This is a genomic window from Streptomyces melanogenes, from assembly GCF_014649795.1.
GTDB classification, from domain to species: Bacteria; Actinomycetota; Actinomycetes; order Streptomycetales; family Streptomycetaceae; genus Streptomyces; species Streptomyces noboritoensis.
The window spans coordinates 138,373-157,107 of the sequence record NZ_BMTS01000009.1; the positions used below are offsets into that span (position 1 = coordinate 138,373).

Consider the following 18,735-nt stretch of genomic DNA (forward strand, 5'->3'; position numbering starts at 1 on the left):
ACCCGGTCGCTGTGACGCACAGCACCGGGTCCGTCGCCGTTAACGGCAACTAACCTGCTGCCATGACTGTGACCCTCGAAGTCTCCGAAGGCGTCGGCACCCTCCGCCTGGACCGCCCCCCGATGAACGCCCTGGACATCGCGATCCAGGACCGGCTGCGCGAGCTCGCCGAGGAGGCGACGCGCCGCGACGACGTCCGCGCCGTGGTGATCTACGGCGGCGAGAAGGTGTTCGCGGCGGGCGCGGACATCAAGGAGATGCAGGCGATGGACCACACCGCGATGGTGGTGCGGTCCCGGGCGCTCCAGGAGTCGTTCACCGCCGTCGCGCGCATCCCCAAGCCCGTCGTCGCCGCCGTCACCGGGTACGCGCTCGGCGGCGGCTGCGAGCTCGCGCTCTGCGCCGACATCCGCATCGCCGCCGACAACGCCAAGCTGGGCCAGCCCGAGATCCTGCTCGGTCTGATCCCGGGCGCGGGCGGCACCCAGCGCCTGTCCCGGCTGATCGGCCCGTCCCGGGCCAAGGACCTCATCTTCACCGGCCGGATGGTCCGGGCCGACGAGGCCCTGTCGATCGGTCTGGTGGACCGGGTGGTCGCGGCGGAGAAGGTGTACGAGGAGGCGCACGCCTGGGCGGCGAAGCTCGCTCAGGGACCGGCGCTCGCGCTGCGCGCCGCCAAGGAGTCCATCGACGCGGGTCTGGAGACGGACATCGAGACCGGCCTCGCCATCGAACGGAACTGGTTCGCGGGCCTGTTCGCGACCGAGGACCGCGAGCGCGGGATGCGCAGCTTCGTCGAGGAGGGCCCCGGCAAGGCCAAGTTCCTCTGAGCCGAGCGCCGTTGGCGGCCGGTCGTACACCCTGCGGGTGGATTAGCCTGGCCTTAACGGAGCCTTAAGTACGACCGGCTCCGAACGCTTGGTGATCAGCTGATCGCTGCCCGTCATCGCAGCTCGTAGGCGGTACGGACGTGATCCACTGCCCTCGGCATATGCTGAACGAGCTCCCCGGAACCTCTGGTTCCGGGGGCCGTTTTCCCCAGGAACGGCCCCGGAGGCGGCTCCGGGCGGCCATGATGGGTCCATGGCGGGGCTGGAGGGTGTGGAACAACCGCGGCAGCGCGCTGGCGCGACCGCGGCTCGGTGGTCGCCGGCCGTCGAGGACGAACGGGCGCTCAAGGCGCTGGAGTTGTTCGGCAACCCGACGGACCAAGAGGTACGGCTGCCGTCCCGGCCCGAGTCCGCGGCCACCGCGCGCCGGCTCACCCAGTGCGTGATACTGCGCCAGTGGGCGCTCTCCCCGGCCCTCGCCGAGCAGGCGATCCTGCTCGTCTCCGAGCTGGTCGGCAACGCCGTGCGGCACACCGGTGCCCGCGCCTTCGGGCTGCGGATGATGCGGCGCCGGGGCTGGATCCGGATCGAGGTGCGCGACCCCTCGCGCGGGCTGCCCTGTCTGATGCCGGTCCACGAGATGGACACCAGCGGGCGCGGGCTCTTCCTCGTCGACAAGCTCTCCGACCGCTGGGGAGTGGACCTGCTGCCGCGCGGCAAGACGACCTGGTTCGAGATGCGGGTCGCCGACCGCTAGAGCGGCCCCCGGACCTGCCGTGAGTACGCCGAAGCCCCCGTGCCTGCCGGGTGTGGCGTGCCTGCGGGGGCTTCTGCGGAGCGCCGCCGCGGATCGAAGGGGGTGTGATCCACGGCGACTAAGACGACCGAGCTCGGGTCAATGAGGGGTCGTGTCTCCGACTATGGCAGACGGGGGGCCTTCACGCCAAAAGTCCTTACTCGGACAAACTTCCCCATACCGTCACAGTTTAGCTGTGAATCGTAGGTGAACTAGAGCACGCACCTTGTTAATGGTGAATAAGTATGGGCGCCGCTGAGTGTTTCATCGAACCCGTCTGCCCGGCGGATGGCGTGTCCTCGGCGACCCGCAAAGGTCCTGAAATGGGTCAATCATTACCTTCCGCCCGTGGGCCCACTTAAATGTCCATGTGCTGAATCCATCTCCCCGTGGGGTCGACCGCCGCAGCGCACTGCGTGCCGGGGCGGGGGCGGCCGTCGCGGGGGCCTTCGCGGCCGGCTGCACGGACGACGAGGGCGGCGCCGGGCCGCCGCCCGCCGCCGCGACGCCCACCGCGTCCGCCGCCTCCGCCCGCCCCGGCACCACCCGCGCCGCCCCGGCCCCGCGCGCCTTCCCGCAGCAGCCCGCCCAGATCGCGCACGGCCCCCGCGACCGGCCGAAGATCGCGCTCACCTTCCACGGCCAGGGCGACCCCAAGGAGGCCACCGCCGTCCTCGCCGAGGCCGAGCGGGCCGGCGCCAGGGTCACCGTCCTGGCCGTCGGGAGCTGGCTCGACGAGCACCCGGGGATGGCCCGCCGCATCCTCGACGGCGGCCACGACCTCGGCAACCACACCCAGCGCCACATCGACATCTCCGCGCTCGCGGAGCGGGACGCGTACGCCGAGATCACCGGCTGCGCGGACCGGCTGCGCCGGATCACCGGCTCCATCGGGACCTGGTTCCGGCCGTCCCGTACCCAGTACGCGACGCCGCTCGTTCAGGGACTGGCCCGGCGGGCCGGGTACCCGCACGTCCTCTCGTACGACGTCGACTCGCTCGACTTCACCTCGCCCGGCGCCTCGGCCGTGACGCGCAACGTGACCGGGCGGATCCGCAACGGATCCGTGGTGAGTCTGCACTTCGGCTACGCGGACACGGTCGCCGCGCTGCCGGTCCTCCTCGCCGACCTCGACCGCCGCGGACTGCGCGCGGTGACCACCACGGAGTTGCTGACCTGATGCCGACCCCCACCAAGAGGACCGCCGCGCTGCTGTGCGGCCTCCTGCTCGCCGCGCTCGCCGGCTGCGGCTCGTCCGCGGACAAGGGAGGGAACGAGGCCCTGGGCACCAAGGGCGCCGAGCGGCCCCCGGTCCCCAGGAAGGCGGTGCCGCAGGGCCTGCCCGGGATGCCGCCGGTCCTGGACCCCAAGGACGCCTACGCCGCGGACCGCCCCAACGCCCTCCAGCCGTCCGTGAAGAACTTCCTCGAACGCGTCTACGTGCCCAACACCAACTCCAACACGGTGTCGGTGATCGACCCCAAGACGTACAAGGTGATCGAGACCATCCCGGTCGGCCACCAGCCCCAGCACGTCGTGCCCTCCTGGGACATGAAGACCCTGTGGGTCAACAACGACCTGGGGGACAGCCTCACCGCCATCGACCCGGCGACCGGCAAGACCGGCCGCACGGTCCAGGTCTCCGACCCGTACAACCTCTACTTCACTCCCGACGGCAAGTACGCGGTCGTGATGGCGTCGATGGACCGCGAGCTGGTGTTCCGCGAGCCCGTCAACATGAACCGGGTCAAGACCGTCCCGGTGCACTGCGCGGGCGTCAACCACGCCGACTTCTCCATGGACGGCCGCTACTTCATCGTCTCCTGCGAGTTCTCCGGCGAACTGCTCAAGGTCGACACGGCGAAGATGCAGGTCATCGCCCACCAGAAGCTGCCGTTCGAGGGGGCGATGCCGCAGGACGTGAAGATGTCCCCGGACGGCAGGACCTTCTACATCGCCGACATGATGGCCCACGGCATGTGGGTCATGGACGGCGACCGGTTCAGCACGCCGACGCTGCTGCCCACCGGCAAGGGCTGCCACGGCCTGTACGTCAGCCGCGACTCCAAGGAGATGTACATCTCCAACCGGGGCGAGGGCACCATCTCCATCTTCGACTTCGCCCAGAACAAGCTGACCAAGAAGTGGCACCTGCCGGACGGCGGCAGCCCCGACATGGGCGGCGTCTCGGCGGACGGCAAGGTCCTGTGGCTGTCCGGCCGTTACGACGCCGAGGTGTACGCGATCGACACCACCACCGGCAAGGAGCTCGCCCGCATCCCGGTCGGCTCGGGCCCGCACGGCCTCGCGGTCTACCCGCAGCCGGGCCGCTACTCGCTGGGCCACACCGGCATCTTCCGCTGAGCCGGTACGCGAAGCCGCCCCCGGGGAAGGCGTCCCCGGGGGCGGCCGCGTCTCACCGGCTGTTTGTCACCGGCCGTTTGTCACCACAGCACCGGCAGCCGTTCCGGCAGGCGCTTGATGAAGCCGGTGCGCCACACCAGCTGCTCCGGCGGGACCGCCAGGCGCAGCCCCGGCAGCCGCTCCACCAGGACGCCGAGCGCGATCTCCGCGTGCGCCCGGCCCAGACCGGTGGCCGGGCAGAAGTGGCGGCCCGCGCCGAACGAGAGGTGCGGGTTGACCTCGCGGTCCAGGTCGAGCCGTTCGGGGTCGGTGAAGACCTCCGGGTCGAAGTTGGCGCCCTCGACCAGGACGAGCACCAACTCGCCCTTCTTCACCAGCACTTCACCGACCCGTACGTCCTCGGTGGCCAGCCTCGGCAGGCCGTCCCCGATGGAGAGGTTCCAGCGCAGCAGCTCGTCCACGGCCCGGTCCATCCGGTCCGGGTGCTCCCGCAGGTACGCGATCAGCTCCGGGTGCTGGAGCAGCGCGAGCACCGCGAGGACCAGGAACGCGGACGTGGAGACGGCGCCCGCGCCGAAGAGCGAGACCGCGACCGTCGCCAGCATCTCGTCGGTGAGGTGCGCGGACTCCTCCTCCGTACGCAGCTCCGCGAGGCGGCCGAGCAGGCCCGCACGCTGGTCCTCCGGCGCGTTGAGCCGGTCGACCATGTACCCCAGGTCCTTGTACCAGTTGAGGCGGGAGCCGTCGAAGGCGTGCGGGCTGGTCATGAACGCGATGTCCAGCCCGCTCATCAACCGCCGCCAGTCCGCGAACGGCACCCCGACCACCTTGCAGTGCAGAGCCGCCGAGAAGGGGTCGGCGAACCCCGCCCGGAAGTCCGCCGGCGGTCCCTCGGCGAGCAGGCCGTCGACGAATTCGTCGGCCCGCTCCCGCAGCCACTCCCGCAGGCCGTCGGTGCGCGGGTTGAGCGCCTTCATCACGGCGCCGCGCAGCCCCGCGCTGTTGATGTTCCCCATGTTGTTGACGACCTCCGGCGGGATCGTCAGCGCGTACTGGCGGGGCGCGTCCGGGGCCGCGGTGTCCTTGAGGCTGAACCGGTCGTCCTCCAGGACGCGTTTGGCCAGCGCGTAACTGCTCACCAGCCAGGCGGTGTCACCGGTCAGGGTGCGCACCCGGGCCACCGGCTCCTTGCCGCGCAGGGCGGCGCACTCCTCGGGGAGGACGTCGCCGCGCCGGCCGAGCGGGAAGTCGAGCAGGGGGCCGGTGTCAGTGGTGGTGCTCGTGGTGCTTGTGGTGCTTGTGCGGCTCATGCGGCGACTCCTTCCGGGCGGACGGCCTGCGGGCGCACGATCGCGTACGCCTGGTTGCGGGAGGCGCGCAGACCGCCGCCCTTGGCGTAGAGGAGCTCGGTGAGCGGGATCAGCGCGTGGTAGCTGGACACCGAGGACGGGACCTGGAGGATCCCCGGGGTGTCCAGGAAGAACGGGAGCTCGGCGGCGATGTAGTCGAGGCAGGCGGCGGTCTGCGCCGGGCTCACCGGGGCGCCGTCGGCCTTCCCGGCCAGGAACGCGGCGGCCATCTCCTCGCAGCCGGTACGGAATTCGCGGTCGGTCGCGAGGAAGTGCCGCACCCGGCGGTGCAGCAGGTCGTACACCGGGTTGCCCTCGAACTCCGAGAGCGCGTGCACCCCGACCGGGAGCCCCGGGCGGGCGGCCTCCTCGACGCCCCGCACGATCCTTCTGCGGACCGCCTTCAGCTCCTTGGCGGCCCGCCTGCGCGCGTGCTCGTCGTCGTAGCCGAGCGTCGCGAACATCCGGTCCACATGGCGGTCGGCGTAGACGAGGTCGACCCGGTCGAAGCGGGCGGAGGCCCAGCGGACGAGACCGGCGATGCGGTCGGCGCTGAAATAGCTGTTCCCCGGACTCACCCCGATGAGGACGTGGTCGCCCTCGTCCCAGATGAAGCGACAGCTCCGGGTGAACGGCTGGAAGGTAAAGGTGGTGGTTGCTTCAGTGGTGGCAGTCACTCCTGAATCGCCCCAGCGCCGCGAGTCCCTGGGAGCCCTGTGCTCCCGGTGTGGCGGCGACAGCACGAAGTTATCGCCCGGTGGCGGAGCGTAGGGAAGGGGGTCCCGGACTTTTGGCGGGAATTCGCCCCTCGAAACACCGGGGACGATGTTTGCGGGATGAGGCTGGAGGGGACCTAGTCGGCCCCGGCGGGGCTCAGTGCGCGACGAGCAGCGCTTCCGAGCCGACGGGGCGGTACCCCGCCGCCTGGAACGTCCGTACGCTGCACCTCGTCCCGGAACTTCAGTGCCCGGGTGCCGTACGGGAAGGGCCCGGGGCCCGTTAGTCTGACCCCCGTCAAAAACGCACCAAGATAGGGGTGGACCCAGTGGCGGACATCGAAGAGGCCCGCAAGGCGTTCGCGCGGCTCGACGTCGACGGCAACGGCGAGGTGACGGCGACCGAGTACAAGCAGGTCATGGCCCAGCTGGGCGACTTCCACGTCACCGAGACCGTGGCCCAGGCCATCATCAGGGCCAAGGACGCCAACGGCGACGGCAAGCTCTCCTTCGAGGAGTTCTGGGCGTCCCTCAACAAGTGACCCCCGCTCTCGCGTCCGCCGGCCCGTGCTGAATCGGGTCGGCGGACGTCGTGTTTCTGCCGGTCGCGGCCCCGCCCACGCGCCGCGCGCATCATGATCGATCGTGGATCGAGCCAATAACGGACCTGCACGCGTCAATATAGGAAACAACTCGCAGACGATAGGTGCAGAACTGTCCCAACAAGGGTCGCGCCGCTCGATATCGCCGCCTTGTGAGCGTCTCACCAACTAGATTTTCGCCAGGGACTTCGCTACCGTTCGTGCACGTTACTCGCCGGTCCGATTTTCGAGCCAGGCTCGGTGGGATGAAGTGAATAGGATGAAAAGGAGTCGACGATGCCTTTCTCATTATCACTTGGGCGAGAAGGAGCGTGGGGCCGGATCATGCGTCGTATTCTTTCCTGGGTGAGGCCGGGTGCCACGGGCCGCCGGTCGGCGGACGACGGGAATCCGGATACGGAGGCCTGCCTCTTCTGCCAGCGCGAGCGACCGGACCTGAACCGGATCATGCGTGAGAACAAGACCTTTTACGTCCGCTACGACAACTTCCCCGCGGCGGAAGGCCATGTCGAAATCGTGCCGAAGCGCCATGTCGAGTCGTTCTTCCAGCTGACGACCAGGGAGCTGAAGGACGCCTATTCCCTGATCCGCTTTGCGCAGGAGAACATCGACGACCGGCATCATCCCGACGGATACACGATCGGCGTGAACGAGGGACGGGCCGCCGGGCGGACCATCGACCACCTCCATATCCATCTGATTCCCCGGCACCGCGGCGATGTGCCCGACCCACGGGGCGGCATCCGCCGGGCGGTTCCCAACTGTGAACCGGACACCTGGACGGCCCGGCCGGAACCCGAGGAGAAGGCCGCCGAGGATCTCGCCGGGGCACACCGGGGCCGGACCTGACGGCGGGACCCGACCGCTGTTCCGCGGAGCCTAGATGTCGTCGAGACCGCCGTGCCCGAGGCGTGAGCACAGCGAATTGATCTCGTCCCACAGCGCCCGGACGGCGAGGGAGTCGTGCCCGCGGCTCGCGTCCACGCTGACGCACCCGCGAAAGGTGCCGGTTCCCCCTCGGATCGGGCCGGCGAAGACCGCTCCCCGGTGCCGGACGCGCTGGAACTCCGCCCAGTCGAATCCCATGACGGCCTCGGCCCCGTGGGCGGCCCGGTAGGCCTCGAACTTCTCCTGGTCGCTCAGATCGGCGGCCAGTTTCTCCACGTCCATCGAGACCTCGGAATTCCGTTTCCAGCAGAGTCCGACCACGCCGACGCCCTTGGGCGGGGCGAACGTCCGGGTCGTCGGAGTGCTGCCGAGCCGGTAGGTCGCGACGCGCTGGAGATATCCGTGGACGGGATGCCGGAGCGACCGGCGGATGCGCCAGATGTGCAGACCCAGGTCCTGGAGTTCGACGGGCGGCTGCGCGCGTACGGCGAGGCACAGCATCTTCCCGTAATGAGTGAGTATCTCCTGGCGGATGGCCGACCTCCGCTCCACCCTTTTCCGCTCGGACAGCGCCTGGAAAGGGGTGAAGGCTCCGAATATCCCGATGATGCAGATCAGCGTCACGATGACAAAGGGACGGCCGTCCGATAAGTCGGTCCAAAACTTCCGGTCGGGGAAGTCGTACTGACGAGCCACCATGCAGATACTGGCCGCGAGCAGGATCAAGCGATCCAGGATCTTGGCCGTCAAGGACCTCATTCGCACATTCTAGTGCGCACTCCCGGAGATGCTCCCGAGCAGTACCTGAATTCTCCGCCGCTCCTGCGCTATTCCTCCACGCGACCGGTGGCCAGCAGACTGATGTCGGACCTCTGGTGCTTCCAGGCAACTCCCGGAAGCGGGCGCACGGCACCGAGGTGGTTTACGGACTCCGCCCGGCCGGTGTCCGTCGCCTCACCGATGACATGGAAGTCCAGACCCGCGAGCGCGAACTCGGCCCGGCACTTTTCCAGCTTTCCCGCCTCCAGGGTGAAGGCGAGCTGGAAGTCCGAGGAGGCGCTCATCGACAGCGCCAGGGATTCGACGCCCATGAGGTCGGCGACCAGGCCCACGGCCGGCTCGACGGGGACGTCCTCCTCGACCACGCGGAACCCCACACCGCTCGCGTGCATGATCTGCTCGATGGTCGCCTTGAGGCCGTCCGAGGTGTCCTGGCAGGCCGTCGCGTACGCCTTCGTACCGAGGATCCGCCCTTCGGCGACCCGGGCCCGCGGACGCCTCCAGCCGTCCAGCAGCCGCCGCTCCACCTCGTCGGACAGCCCCTTCTCGAACGTGTCCCGCTTGGGGAAGTAGGCGACGGCCGCGCCGAGCAGCCCGCACGGGCCGGTGACACAGAGCAGGTCGCCCGGGCGCGCCCCGCTGCGCATCAGCGCGCTGCCCGGCCTGCAGACCCCGAACGCCGTGGCGGAGAGGATGATCCGCTCGGCGTTCCCGATGTCACCGCCGACATTCAGCGTTCCGCAGTCCGTGCACCCCCGGTGGATGCCCGCGATCACCTCCTGGAACTCCGCGTCGTCCACCTCGTGGGGATAGCGGACCACGCTGAGCACGCCGATCGGGGTGGCTCCCATCGCGGCGATGTCGCTGACGTTGGCGACGGCCAGGTAGTAGCCGATGTCGAACCCCGAGAGCAGCCCCATCTCGTAGAGGACGAACTTGGGGCCGCGGATGTAGTCCGAGCCGACGACCAGGCTCATGGGCGAGCTCAGGTCGTAGACGGCGCAGTCGTCCTTCGCGTCCGCCCCCGCGGTCAGCCGGACGTCGAGTCCGTCCGCGCCGACGCTCGTTCCCGACTGTCCGGTGAGGAACTCGCCGATGAGCTGCTGCACCCTGGTCGGCTCGTCCGAGTAGGTCGCCTTGCGAGGGGTCACGGTGTCCTGTTCTTCCTGGGGGCTCATGAGGAGTGCCGCCGGAGCCCGTGCAGGGCGGAGGCGAAGACGGCCGACGCGGGGCTGTAGGTCGAGTCGACCTCCAGCGCGTTCGGCATGGCCCGGATGGCGTCGCGGTTCTGCAGGTCGCGTTCCGTCGCCGGCCCCACGCTCGTGGAGCGGTCCTTGTGGGTGCGGTACTGCGCTCGGCGGCGTTCTCGGCGAATGGTCTCGCTGGCCGTCAGATAGACGTGCAGCGAGGCGTGGGGGAGCAGGGTGACGGCCACGTCGCGGCCGACCGCGACGATGTCGTCGTGCTTCTCCGCGATGTTCTGGTGCAGGCGGAGGATTTCCCGGCGACAGGCCTGGTCCTGGGCGATGGATTTGAGATTTCCGTCCAGCGAGGCGTGCCAGATTTTCTGCGTGATGTCCTCGCCCCGGAAGAGAATCGCGTGGTGCTGGCAGATTCCCTTTTTCCCCTGTCGGTGGTGGACCTCCGGCTGGTGGACGAGAAGGGATCCCAATTCTGTCCTCAGCCTGTCGATCGGTACGTGATCGAGGGCGTAGGCCAGGCTGCGATAAGTGACACCGGTGTCCAGGAAAGCCAGGCCGAGTTCTTCCGCAAGGCTGGTGGCCAGGGTGGTCTTTCCGCTGGCGGTCGGGCCGTCGATGGAAATGGATACGGCGGGCATGTACGTCCTCCGGGCCGGCTTCATGGCGGGTTCTGGTCCGGGCCGACGCGCCAGGCCGACGTCAGCGCGACCGTTTCACGAAAGAGTTCCTTGCGGACCACCAGCGCGTAGTCCCACAGCGGGTCCGCGATACCGACGATCTCCGCGACCTTCGCGCGCAGGTACTGGCGGGGCATGGCGGGCCGGGGCCGGTAGACGTTCATCCCGTCCTCGTGCAGGCACATGAAGTAGGGGACGGAGTCGAACGCGGCCAGGTGCTCCAGGCCCGCGAGCGCCGTCGGGGCCAGCCCGTCGGCCAGGATGAGCTCGTCCACGCGGCGGCCGTCGACCGGGAGGATGTGCCAGTGCGCATGGGAGATACAGGCGCCGGACTGCATGCCGGGGCTGGATCCGTGCTCCAGCACGGTGAACATGCCGAAGGTCTCCCGATAGGCGGGCTCGACCTTTCCCAGCAGCTCCGGGAGTTCTTCGTCGAAGGCATTGGCTAATTGCGCAAAGCTGAAATAGTGATCAACGGGCAGAAGGAGAAGATGACCGAGGGTCATGGGCGACAGATCGGCCAATAAGCGGAAGTTGTCCGTCGAGTGGATGAGGCGGCTGGGCGGCTCCCCCTTGTACACCATCGAAAACGTGGTGTCCCGCGAACCGGCGAGTTCTTGGCAGAGGTCGGATCCGACGCACTCAATCCCGCGCGGCATGTTCCACTCCTCGACTTGTGGAGCAGTTGCGTCCTCGGATGAAGGCCGGAAAGACGGCGATAACGTACTGTAGTCGCCCCTGGCGTGCAAGCGGAGTACGGTAATAGGCCAAAGTGGGTCGACAGGTTCCGATCAATACGGTGATCGGTGATTCCGCCCCACTGCCGAGGCTCGCCATTTCGTTCGGGGCGGCGACGGTCCGCGCCCTTCAAGACAAAAGGCGGCGGCGAGGACCACCAGGGTCCTCGCCGCCGCCGAGCCGGAGCGTCCGGCCGCCGTCAGCACTCGATGATGTTGACCGCCAGGCCGCCGCGCGCGGTCTCCTTGTACTTGACCGACATGTCCGCGCCGGTCTCCTTCATGGTCTTGATGACCTTGTCCAGGGACACCTTGTGGCTGCCGTCGCCGCGCATCGCCATCTTCGCGGCCGTCACGGCCTTCACGGCCGCCATGCCGTTGCGCTCGATGCACGGGATCTGGACCAGACCGCCGACCGGGTCGCAGGTCAGGCCCAGGTTGTGCTCCATGCCGATCTCCGCGGCGTTCTCGACCTGCTCGGGGGTGCCGCCGAGGACCTCGGCCAGCGCGCCCGCGGCCATCGAGCAGGCGGAGCCGACCTCGCCCTGGCAGCCGACCTCGGCGCCGGAGATCGAGGCGTTCTCCTTGAAGAGCATGCCGATCGCGCCCGCGGCCAGCAGGAAGCGGACCACGCCCTCGTCGTCGGCGCCGGGCACGAAGTTCATGTAGTAGTGCAGCACGGCCGGGATGATGCCCGCGGCGCCGTTGGTGGGCGCGGTGACGACGCGGCCGCCCGCCGCGTTCTCCTCGTTCACCGCCATCGCGTACAGCGTCGCCCACTCCATCGCGTGCGCGTCAGGGTTGCCCTCGGCGCGCAGCTGGCGGGCGGTGGTCGCGGCCCGGCGGCGGACCTTCAGACCGCCCGGCAGGATGCCCTCGCGGGACATGCCGCGCGAGACGCACGCCTGCATCACGCGCCAGATCTCCAGCAGCCCGGCGCGGATCTCGTCCTCGGTGCGCCAGGCCTTCTCGTTCTCCAGCATCATCGCGGAGATCGACAGGCCCGTCTCCTTGGCGAGGCGCAGCAGCTCGTCGCCGGTGCGGAAGGGGTACTTCAGGACCGTGTCGTCCGGCACGATCGGGTTCTCGCCCGCGGCGCCTTCCTTGTCCAGGGCGGACTCGTCCACGACGAAGCCGCCGCCGACCGAGTAGTACGTCTTCTCCAGGACCAGGGCGCCCTCGCTGTCGTACGCGAAGATCGTCATGCCGTTGGCGTGGTACGGCAGCGCCTTGCGGCGGTGCAGGATCAGGTCCGCGTCGAAGTCGAAGGGGATCTCGTGGGCGCCGAGCAGGCTGATTCGCCCGTCCGACTTGATCCGCTCCACCTGCTCGTCGGCGCTCTCCACGTCGACCGTGCGCGGCGAGTTCCCCTCCAGGCCGAGCAGCACCGCCTTGGGGGTGCCGTGGCCGTGTCCGGTGGCGCCGAGCGAGCCGTACAGCTCCGCGCGTATCGCCGCCGTGTGGGCCAGCAGGCCCTCGTTCTTCAGCCGCCGCGCGAACATCCGGGCAGCGCGCATCGGGCCGACCGTGTGGGAGCTGGACGGGCCGATGCCGATCGAGAACAGGTCGAAGACCGAGATGGCCACGGGAGACTCCTAGGGGTAGACGCCGTTGTCTGCCGGGGTGGTGCAGAGCGAGCAGGTGGAACGGGCGGTGCAAGGGTTCGGGGCACCGCACTCACTGTCCAGTGTGCGCGGTGCCCCGAAGGTTCGTACGAATAAAAGGGTACGAAACTACTTCAGGCCGGGGTACAGCGGGTGCTTCGCGGCCAGGGCGGAGACCCGGGCGGCGAGCGCGGCCTTGTCGAAGTCCGGCTTCAGGGTCTCGGCGATGACGTCGGCGACCTCGCGGAAGTCGTCGGCGTCGAAGCCGCGGGTGGCCAGCGCCGGGGTGCCGATCCGCAGGCCCGAGGTGACCATCGGGGGCCGCGGGTCGTTCGGGATCGCGTTCCGGTTGACCGTGATGCCGACCTCGTGGAGGCGGTCCTCGGCCTGCTGGCCGTCGAGCTCGGAGTTCCGCAGGTCCACGAGGACCAGGTGGACGTCCGTGCCGCCGGACAGGACCGAGACGCCGTGCGCGGTGACGTCGTCCTGGACCAGCCGCTCGGCCAGGATGCGGGCGCCGTCCAGGGTGCGCTGCTGGCGCTCCTTGAACTCCTCCGAGGCCGCCACCTTGAACGAGACCGCCTTGGCCGCGATCACGTGCTCCAGCGGGCCGCCCTGGAAGCCCGGGAAGACCGCGGAGTTCAGCTTCTTCGCGAAGTCCTTGTTCCGGGCCAGGATGATGCCGCCGCGCGGGCCGCCGAGCGTCTTGTGCGTGGTGGAGGTGACCACGTCCGCGAACGGCACCGGGTTCGGGTGCAGCCCGGCCGCGACCAGGCCCGCGAAGTGCGCCATGTCGACCCACAGCAGGGCCTCGACCTCGTCCGCGATCCGGCGGAACTCGGCGAAGTCCAGCTGGCGCGGGTACGCCGACCAGCCCGCGATGATCACCTTGGGGCGGTGTTCCTTGGCGAGCCGCTCGACCTCGGCCATGTCGACCAGACCGGCGTCGTCGACGTGGTACGGGACCACGTTGAACTGCTTGCCGGAGAAGTTCAGCCGCATGCCGTGGGTGAGGTGGCCGCCGTGCGCCAGGTCCAGGCCGAGGATCGTGTCGCCGGGCTGGGCGATCGCGAACAGGGCGGCCTGGTTGGCGGAGGCGCCGGAGTGCGGCTGGACGTTGGCGTACTCCGCACCGAACAGGTCCTTGACCCGGTCGATCGCGATCTGCTCGGTCACGTCCACGTGCTCGCAGCCGCCGTAGTAGCGGCGGCCCGGGTAGCCCTCGGCGTACTTGTTGGTGAGGACCGTGCCCTGCGCCTCCATGACCGCGACCGGAGCGAAGTTCTCCGAGGCGATCATCTCGAGGGTGGACTGCTGGCGGACGAGCTCGGCGTCGACGGCGGCGGCGACGTCCGGGTCCAGCTCATGGAGGGACTGGTTCAGAAGCGACATCGGAAGTTCCCTGGAGTTGGTGGGTCAGCCGGCGGTGAAGGCGGTGTACTCGTCGGCGGAGAGCAGGTCGCCCGGCTCCTCGGCGACGCGCACCTTGAACAGCCAGCCGCCCTCGAACGGGGCGGAGTTCACCAGCGACGGGTCGTCGACGACGTCCTGGTTGGCCTCGACGACCTCGCCGGAGACCGGGGAGTAGAGGTCGCTGACCGACTTGGTCGACTCCAGTTCGCCGCAGGTCTCGCCCGCGGTCACCGTGTCACCCACCGCCGGGAGCTGGACGAACACGACGTCACCGAGCGCGTTGGCCGCGTGCTCCGTGATGCCGACCGTCGAGACGCCGTCCTCGGCGCCCGACAGCCACTCGTGCTCCTTGCTGTAGCGCAGCTGCTGGGGGTTGCTCATGACCTGAATTCTCCTGTACGAGGGGGAGTGGTGGTGAACAAGAAAGTAGTGCGGTGCGTGTGCGAGGGGTCACTTCTGGCGCTTGTAGAACGGCAGCGCCACGACCTCGTACGGCTCATGCGTACCGCGGATGTCGACGCCGACACCGGAGGTGCCCGGTTCGGCGTGCGCGGCGTCCACGTACGCGATGGCGATCGGCTTGCCCAGCGTCGGCGACGGGGCGCCCGAGGTCACCTCGCCGACGACCTCGCCGCCCGCGACCACGGAGAACCCGGCGCGCGGCACCCGGCGGCCCTCGGCGATCAGGCCGACCAGCTTGCGGGGGGCCTTCGCGGCGGCGCGCTCGGCGGCGGCCTCCAGGGCCTTGCGGCCCACGAAGTCGCCCTCCTTCTCGAACTTCACGACCCGGCCGAGGCCCGCGTCGAACGGGGTGAGCGCGGTGGTCAGCTCGTGCCCGTACAGCGGCATGCCCGCCTCCAGGCGCAGCGTGTCGCGGCAGGAAAGACCGCACGGCACCAGGCCCGCGTCCTTGCCCGCCTCGGTGAGCGCCTGCCACAGCTGCTCGGCGTCGGCCGGGGCCACGAAGAGCTCGAAGCCGTCCTCGCCGGTGTAGCCCGTACGGGCGATCAGCGCCGGGACGCCGGCCACGGTGCCGGGCAGGCCCGCGTAGTACTTCAGGCCGTCCAGGTCGGCGTCGGTGAGCGACTTCAGGATGCCGGGGGACTCGGGGCCCTGGACGGCGAGCAGCGCGTAGGCGTCGCGGTCGTCGCGGACCTCGGCGTCGAAGGCGGCCGCGCGCTCGGTGATCGCGTCCAGGACGACCTGGGCGTTGCCGGCGTTGGCGACGACCATGTACTCGTCCTCGCCGAGGCGGTAGACGATCAGGTCGTCGACGATGCCGCCGTCCTCCTGGCAGATCATCGTGTAGCGGGCGCGGCCCACGCCGATGGTGCTCATGTTGCCGACCAGCGCGTAGTCCAGAGCCTGCACGGCCTGCGGGCCCGTGACGGTGATCTCGCCCATGTGGGAGAGGTCGAAGAGACCGGCCTTGGTGCGCACGGCGGTGTGCTCGTCGCGCTCGCTGCCGTACCGCAGCGGCATGTCCCAGCCGGCGAAGTCGGTCATGGTCGCGCCCAGCGAACGGTGCGTTGCGTCAAGGGCGGTGAGACGGGGATTGCTCATGAGGGTGTGACTCCCAGGGCATGACGGCGAGGACGATCCTCCCCATCTGTCATCGGAACCTGAGAGGTTCGCCGGGAGACCCGGCTTGCACCTTGGGTGGAGTCGCGCCGTCCGGGGACGCGCGACTCGCTTTTCAGATCTGCCTCATCCACGCGGTACGGGGCCTGAGAGATTCAAGGGAGGGACTTGCTCCTTCGGCGCCCCGCGATCCTCCCGGCCTTCTGGGGCCTTGGGGGAACTGCCGGGGACTCTCCCGCGTGGATTCAAGCGGCCGGTATGCAGTTTGGCGCGCACATCATTGCACGCCTCCCACGGGGACCACATCACCCGAGTCTCATTACCATCCTTTTACGCGCATGGGGAAAGGGTCGCACGACCCGGCAGAGGGAGCACCGATGACGGTTCACACGACGGCGGCGGCGCACGCGGACGCCCCGGTTCCGGTGGTACGGGACCTGCGCGGCCGGGGCGGTCGCTCACCGCACACGCTCCGGTTCGCCGAGGGCGACGTGGTGGTGGTCTCCGGCCTGCCCGGCAGCGGCAAGACGACCCTGCTGCGCCGGGCCGTCACCGGCGTCGGCATTGACTCGCAGGACACCCGGCGCGCCTGGGAGGCCCGGATGGGCGGGGTGCCGTACGCGCTCTACCGGCCGGTAGTAAGGGTCGCCCACTTCCTGCGGATGCACCGGGCGCTGCGGTCGGGCGGGGGCCTGGCCGTCCACGACTGCGGCACCCACGCCTGGGTGCGCTGGTCGCTGGCGAAGGGCGCGGCGCGGGGCGGCCGCGCGCTGCACCTGGTGCTGCTCGACGTCTCCCCCCAGACGGCCCTGGCGGGCCAGCTGGCCCGCGGCCGCAAGGTCTCCTCGTACGCCTTCGCCCGCCACTCCAGGGCGGTGCCCCGCCTGATAGCGGCGGTGGCGCAGGGCCGCCTGCCGAGGGGGGTGGCCTCGGCGGTCCTGCTGGACCGGGAGGCGGCGCAGGCGCTGGCCCGGATCGCTTTCGAGGAGAGCCCCGGCCGGGGCTAGAGTTTCATCGAGGGGCGCGGGGGCTCCGACTTCTGTGGCTCCGCCGCGCTGGGGGTCCCCCCTGCTCGAGCGAAGCCGAGAGCTTGGGGGAGCGACCAGCCGTACCCCCAGGGGCGCGGGGAACTGCGCGACCAGCCACATTCGGCCCGCAGACGAAGGACGGCAGATGGACCTGCTCCACCCACACGGCGGCGGTGGCTGGCCCGGCAACGAGCTGGAAGAGGCACTGGCGGCCTCGCTCGGCGTTCCGGGCGCGGGCCCCCGCCTGATAGAGGTCCTGGGGCGCAACCCCGTCTGGATCCCCCTCCCCAACGGCGGCAGCCGGGACAGCACCGACCTCGACCTCCCCACGATGGAGATCGCCGGCTCCCCCTACGTCCCCGTCTACAGCTCCGAGCAGCAGTTCCTCCAGTGCGTCGGCCCGCACATGTCGTTCGCCGTCGCCCCCGCCGTGGAGTTCGCCCGCGGTCTGCCCCCGCAGCTCGGCATCGCGCTGAACCCGGAGGGCGCCGTCGGCGTACCGCTGCCGCCGCCCGCCGTCGCCGAGCTGTGCCGCACCGGGCGCACCGCGCTCGACGGGCCCGCCTCCGGCGCCCGGGTGCGGCTCTTCGAGCCCGACTGGCAGGAGGACCCGGTCGACTTCCTGTCCGCCGCGGCCGAGGAGTTCGACGCCACCGGCGTGGTGCGCACCGCCCGCCGCGCGCTCGCCTCCATCGAGGGCGACTCCCCGACGCTCTTCATCGGCGTGGAGTTCTCCACCTGGGACGGGGCCGGGCGCAACGCCCCCATGGAGGCGCTGGGCCGGGCGCTGGGCCGGGTCCCGGTCGGCTGGCCGGTCAACCTGGTGCTGCTCGACGTGGCCCAGGACCCGGTGGGCGACTGGATGCGCGAGCGAGTGCGCCCCTTCTACACGCGGGCCACCCCCTAGCTACTCCCGCATAAGCTGGTTTCATAATCCGTAGACCCCCGCGGCCGCACGCCTGTGCACCGGCGGCGCGGGGGAACGAAGAGGGGCGGGACCCAGGGTGAGTGCGTCAGGCACCGCGGCGGCCGGGCAGGTCGAGCACATGCTGCGCCAGGTGGCCCCCGGACGCTACGACGCGTACGAGGCGCTGCTGCACGCCCTCGCCGACCCCTCCTCCGGCCGGCTGTGGATGCTGCTCTGGCACGGCCGGCCCGGCGCCCCCGACGCGCAGTACGGGAACATGGAGGTCGACGGGGTGGCGTACGCACCCTGTGTGACCTCCGCCCAGGAGCTCTCCGCCAGTGGCTGGAACCGGGCCCACGAGGTGGTCACCGGCCGTGACATCGCCCGCACCCTCTACCCGGACCGGTACGGGATCTGGCTCAACCCGCACGCCCCCGGCGGCGGGGTCGGCATCCCCTGGCCGGATCTGCGCCGGATCGCCACCGGCCTGGACCGGATGCCCGCGGGCCCGCTGCGGATCACCGAACCGGCCGTGGAGATCCCGCAGTTCTACGCCCTGCTGGCGCAGCACGCGCACCGCACCCCGGCCGTCCGGGCGCTGCGCCGCGCCTGGGTGCAGCCCGCGCTCGGCACGCCGTATCTGGCCATCGGGCTGGACCTCTACGACACCGGGCCGCAGTCGGTGGACGCGGTGCGCGCGATGATGCAGCAGGCCGTCGCCGCCGTGCCCGACGGCCTTCCGGTGTCCACGGTCGCCCTGTCCGACGAGTACGACCCGGTCGGGATGTGGCTGCGCGCCAAGGGGCGCCCCTTCTACGACCGCGAGGCGCACTCCGCCCCCGCGGCCCCGGCGGGCGGCTACGGCTACCCCCCGGCAGCCCCGCGCGCCTACTGACGTCACACGTATCACCTACGCAACACGCCTCAAACCCTTCCTCATCGGTCATCGGTGTCCCGGTTGCCCTGGCTGCTCCACCCAATTCGGCCGCTCATAAAGGCAGTTGGGTGACATGCCCGATCTGGTCGGTTAGTGCACGACTGGTCCGCTCAGACGATCACGACGTCCGGATAACGGAAGCCGTCTGACCGCATCACGTTTAGGCAACCATTCACCGTCAGGTCTGGCGGGTGATCGCGAACGCGTTGAAGACTCCCGGCTAACAAGGGCCGGTTGGCCCGTCGCAGATCACCGCACCACCTGATGGAACAAGCCGCCACAGCGGCTGGTACGGGCCGGCCATCCGCCGGCCGGGAGGGGTCA

19 protein-coding genes and 1 riboswitch are annotated in these 18,735 nt (G+C 70.0%); of the genes, 9 read left to right on the forward strand and 10 right to left on the reverse strand.

What is annotated here, in order from left to right; genetic code table 11:
- Positions 1 to 62: 62 nt before the first annotated feature.
- From IE252_RS20735 to IE252_RS20750, 4 genes are all read left to right on the forward strand, one after another.
- A complete protein-coding gene (locus IE252_RS20735) occupies positions 63 to 830 on the forward strand; it encodes an enoyl-CoA hydratase/isomerase family protein (RefSeq protein WP_101390227.1) in 768 nt (255 codons plus the stop codon).
- A 148-nt stretch (positions 831 to 978) separates the two neighbouring features.
- Complete coding sequence (locus IE252_RS20740) at positions 979 to 1,587, forward strand: ATP-binding protein (RefSeq protein WP_190091111.1); 609 nt, start codon at positions 979 to 981, stop codon at positions 1,585 to 1,587.
- A gap of 412 nt (positions 1,588 to 1,999) precedes the next feature.
- Complete coding sequence (locus tag IE252_RS20745; protein WP_190091112.1) at positions 2,000 to 2,806, forward strand: polysaccharide deacetylase family protein; 807 nt, start codon at positions 2,000 to 2,002, stop codon at positions 2,804 to 2,806.
- The gene (locus IE252_RS20750; protein WP_190090943.1) at positions 2,806 to 3,990 is read left to right on the forward strand and encodes a YncE family protein; all 1,185 of its coding nucleotides are present in this window, start codon (positions 2,806 to 2,808) and stop codon (positions 3,988 to 3,990) included. Before IE252_RS20745 ends, IE252_RS20750 begins: the two co-directional genes overlap by 1 nt.
- An 80-nt stretch (positions 3,991 to 4,070) precedes the next feature.
- On the opposite strand, the gene IE252_RS20755 is transcribed toward IE252_RS20750, so the two are convergent.
- On the reverse strand, positions 4,071 to 5,300 hold the full coding sequence (locus IE252_RS20755; protein ID WP_190090944.1) for a cytochrome P450: 1,230 nt from the start codon (positions 5,298 to 5,300) through the stop codon (positions 4,071 to 4,073).
- Positions 5,297 to 6,016, reverse strand: coding sequence for a tRNA-dependent cyclodipeptide synthase (locus tag IE252_RS20760; protein ID WP_190090945.1), 720 nt, complete (start codon positions 6,014 to 6,016; stop codon positions 5,297 to 5,299). Before IE252_RS20760 ends, IE252_RS20755 begins: the two co-directional genes overlap by 4 nt.
- Positions 6,017 to 6,384: 368 nt before the next feature.
- Here IE252_RS20760 and IE252_RS20765 point away from each other — a divergent pair, with 368 nt between their 5' ends.
- Both IE252_RS20765 and IE252_RS20770 read left to right on the forward strand, forming a co-directional pair.
- A complete protein-coding gene (locus IE252_RS20765; protein WP_190090946.1) occupies positions 6,385 to 6,597 on the forward strand; it encodes an EF-hand domain-containing protein in 213 nt (70 codons plus the stop codon).
- Between the two features lie 336 nt (positions 6,598 to 6,933).
- A complete protein-coding gene (locus IE252_RS20770) occupies positions 6,934 to 7,506 on the forward strand; it encodes an HIT family protein (RefSeq protein ID WP_229848666.1) in 573 nt (190 codons plus the stop codon).
- 30 nt (positions 7,507 to 7,536) lie between these two features.
- On the opposite strand, the gene IE252_RS20775 is transcribed toward IE252_RS20770, so the two are convergent.
- The 8 genes from IE252_RS20775 to gcvT form a co-directional block, all read right to left on the reverse strand.
- The gene (locus tag IE252_RS20775; protein WP_190090947.1) at positions 7,537 to 8,304 is read right to left on the reverse strand and encodes a hypothetical protein; all 768 of its coding nucleotides are present in this window, start codon (positions 8,302 to 8,304) and stop codon (positions 7,537 to 7,539) included.
- A 68-nt stretch (positions 8,305 to 8,372) separates the two neighbouring features.
- A complete protein-coding gene (gene thiL / locus IE252_RS20780; protein WP_190090948.1) occupies positions 8,373 to 9,476 on the reverse strand; it encodes a thiamine-phosphate kinase in 1,104 nt (367 codons plus the stop codon).
- Between the two features lie 23 nt (positions 9,477 to 9,499).
- Positions 9,500 to 10,165 carry a (d)CMP kinase gene (locus IE252_RS20785; RefSeq protein WP_190090949.1) on the reverse strand — a complete coding sequence of 222 codons (666 nt, stop codon included), beginning with the start codon at positions 10,163 to 10,165 and terminating at the stop codon, positions 9,500 to 9,502.
- A gap of 20 nt (positions 10,166 to 10,185) precedes the next feature.
- Positions 10,186 to 10,863, reverse strand: coding sequence for an HIT family protein (locus IE252_RS20790; RefSeq protein ID WP_190090950.1), 678 nt, complete (start codon positions 10,861 to 10,863; stop codon positions 10,186 to 10,188).
- Positions 10,864 to 11,141: 278 nt separating this feature from the next.
- Positions 11,142 to 12,527, reverse strand: a complete 1,386-nt coding sequence (locus IE252_RS20795; RefSeq protein ID WP_190090951.1) for an L-serine ammonia-lyase — start codon at positions 12,525 to 12,527, stop codon at positions 11,142 to 11,144.
- 147 nt (positions 12,528 to 12,674) lie between these two features.
- Positions 12,675 to 13,937: a serine hydroxymethyltransferase gene (glyA, locus tag IE252_RS20800; RefSeq protein ID WP_229848668.1), complete on the reverse strand. Its 1,263-nt coding sequence runs from the start codon at positions 13,935 to 13,937 to the stop codon at positions 12,675 to 12,677.
- Between the two features lie 24 nt (positions 13,938 to 13,961).
- The gene (gcvH, locus tag IE252_RS20805; RefSeq protein ID WP_190090952.1) at positions 13,962 to 14,339 is read right to left on the reverse strand and encodes a glycine cleavage system protein GcvH; all 378 of its coding nucleotides are present in this window, start codon (positions 14,337 to 14,339) and stop codon (positions 13,962 to 13,964) included.
- A 69-nt stretch (positions 14,340 to 14,408) separates the two neighbouring features.
- Positions 14,409 to 15,521, reverse strand: a complete 1,113-nt coding sequence (gene gcvT, locus IE252_RS20810) for a glycine cleavage system aminomethyltransferase GcvT (RefSeq protein WP_190090953.1) — start codon at positions 15,519 to 15,521, stop codon at positions 14,409 to 14,411.
- Positions 15,522 to 15,664: 143 nt separating this feature from the next.
- A riboswitch (glycine riboswitch) is annotated at positions 15,665 to 15,787 on the reverse strand.
- Between the two features lie 129 nt (positions 15,788 to 15,916).
- On the opposite strand from gcvT, the gene IE252_RS20815 reads away from it, so the two are divergent.
- From IE252_RS20815 to IE252_RS20825, 3 genes are all read left to right on the forward strand, one after another.
- Complete coding sequence (locus IE252_RS20815) at positions 15,917 to 16,546, forward strand: AAA family ATPase (RefSeq protein WP_190090954.1); 630 nt, start codon at positions 15,917 to 15,919, stop codon at positions 16,544 to 16,546.
- A 166-nt stretch (positions 16,547 to 16,712) separates the two neighbouring features.
- Positions 16,713 to 17,474, forward strand: coding sequence for an enhanced serine sensitivity protein SseB (locus IE252_RS20820; protein WP_190090955.1), 762 nt, complete (start codon positions 16,713 to 16,715; stop codon positions 17,472 to 17,474).
- Between the two features lie 97 nt (positions 17,475 to 17,571).
- On the forward strand, positions 17,572 to 18,369 hold the full coding sequence (locus IE252_RS20825; RefSeq protein ID WP_101390244.1) for an enhanced serine sensitivity protein SseB C-terminal domain-containing protein: 798 nt from the start codon (positions 17,572 to 17,574) through the stop codon (positions 18,367 to 18,369).
- Positions 18,370 to 18,735 lie beyond the last annotated feature (366 nt).

What these genes read in the sequence shown, in the direction of transcription:
- gcvT (WP_190090953.1), bottom strand. Translation starts at nt 15,521, where the DNA reads ATGAGCAATCCCCGTCTCACCGCCCTTGACGCAACGCACCGTTCGCTG.
- IE252_RS20735 (WP_101390227.1), top strand. Translation starts at nt 63, where the DNA reads ATGACTGTGACCCTCGAAGTCTCCGAAGGCGTCGGCACCCTCCGCCTG.
- IE252_RS20770 (WP_229848666.1), top strand. Translation starts at nt 6,934, where the DNA reads ATGCCTTTCTCATTATCACTTGGGCGAGAAGGAGCGTGGGGCCGGATC.
- IE252_RS20750 (WP_190090943.1), top strand. Translation starts at nt 2,806, where the DNA reads ATGCCGACCCCCACCAAGAGGACCGCCGCGCTGCTGTGCGGCCTCCTG.
- IE252_RS20755 (WP_190090944.1), bottom strand. Translation starts at nt 5,300, where the DNA reads ATGAGCCGCACAAGCACCACAAGCACCACGAGCACCACCACTGACACC.
- IE252_RS20785 (WP_190090949.1), bottom strand. Translation starts at nt 10,165, where the DNA reads ATGCCCGCCGTATCCATTTCCATCGACGGCCCGACCGCCAGCGGAAAG.
- IE252_RS20815 (WP_190090954.1), top strand. Translation starts at nt 15,917, where the DNA reads ATGACGGTTCACACGACGGCGGCGGCGCACGCGGACGCCCCGGTTCCG.
- gcvH (WP_190090952.1), bottom strand. Translation starts at nt 14,339, where the DNA reads ATGAGCAACCCCCAGCAGCTGCGCTACAGCAAGGAGCACGAGTGGCTG.
- IE252_RS20790 (WP_190090950.1), bottom strand. Translation starts at nt 10,863, where the DNA reads ATGCCGCGCGGGATTGAGTGCGTCGGATCCGACCTCTGCCAAGAACTC.
- IE252_RS20820 (WP_190090955.1), top strand. Translation starts at nt 16,713, where the DNA reads ATGGACCTGCTCCACCCACACGGCGGCGGTGGCTGGCCCGGCAACGAG.
- glyA (WP_229848668.1), bottom strand. Translation starts at nt 13,937, where the DNA reads ATGTCGCTTCTGAACCAGTCCCTCCATGAGCTGGACCCGGACGTCGCC.
- IE252_RS20775 (WP_190090947.1), bottom strand. Translation starts at nt 8,304, where the DNA reads ATGAGGTCCTTGACGGCCAAGATCCTGGATCGCTTGATCCTGCTCGCG.